A 997-nucleotide genomic window follows, 5' to 3' on the forward strand; every position below is an offset into this window, starting at 1 on the left:
TCCTTTTGGCTTTTGACACCAGACGTGGAAACCCTCTTCGGTTCTCCACCACTCGTTTTGGATTCTGAATTCTTTGACCATTGCCAAGAATAATTTTTCATGGATGTCATCAATGTCCACGACCATCATGTTGTCTTCGATCACTTTGCCGCAATCGGAAAATGATTTGTGCGTGTCGGATATTTCGCCATCACGTTTCTTGTACTTTTTACCCGCTTCATATTCAATGTATTCCGCCATATTACACCCACCTTTGGATTGTTTTTTCGGCTAGGTTTTTATAATAATTCATGTCGATCATCTGCGATAAGTTTTCGATGGAATCCAAATCGTCATTGTATACGATCATGTTGTCCGGTGCATCTTGAAACTTCACGCCGACCATGTCGTTTTCATTCCGGACTTTTTTGAGCAATACCCGTTCCGGATGATCCGCTTTACAAGCAAAAACGCGGTTGACTGTGTTGACGAAAATTCGTTGATCACCTTCAAATTGTGCCGTGCCGATAAAACCTTTGTCCGGTTCCTCTTCTTTTTTACGTTGGGTGTATAGAACCTTTTGAAATAGGATCGGACGATCCAAATTGTTCATGATGGTTCTGATTGGTGCGGTTCCATCTTTGATGTAATTGACGACACACAAATCCACGATCCCAAGGGATGTGTTGTTAGGATTGTATTTGCCTTCGTACTTCTTCAAATCTCCGCCCTTTGCCTTCATGGTACCATCTTTATGAATGCCAAGATAGTTGTTGACATCTTTTTGTGTCAGACGTTTTAAGTGATCTTCTTCCAAGACCAAATCAAAATCTTTTTCCCATTCTTTCCAAATGCGTTTGTAGCAATCAGGATCGTGCGGGTTGGTGGTGAATCCAATCCCATCGGTGTTTAGATTGACCAAGGTACATCCGGCTTCGTACAATCTGCGGGATAAGTCATACAAGGCAATTTGACCAAAGACACACACGCTATAAGATGCTTTAGGATTGTAAAGATT

General features: G+C 41.7%; 2 protein-coding genes. Both read right to left on the minus strand.

Annotated features, from left to right (window positions below; genetic code table 11):
- Positions 1-240 (minus strand): hypothetical protein (locus tag N1032_RS23845; protein ID WP_259542897.1); only part of this gene is annotated, 240 nt, incomplete at its 3' end.
- Between the two features lies 1 nt (position 241).
- The coding region (locus tag N1032_RS23850) for a hypothetical protein (protein ID WP_259542899.1) at positions 242-997 on the minus strand (756 nt) is incomplete at its 5' end.

It is taken from the genome of Herbiconiux daphne (genome assembly GCF_024979295.1).
Taxonomy (GTDB): domain Bacteria; phylum Actinomycetota; class Actinomycetes; order Actinomycetales; family Microbacteriaceae; genus Herbiconiux; species Herbiconiux daphnes.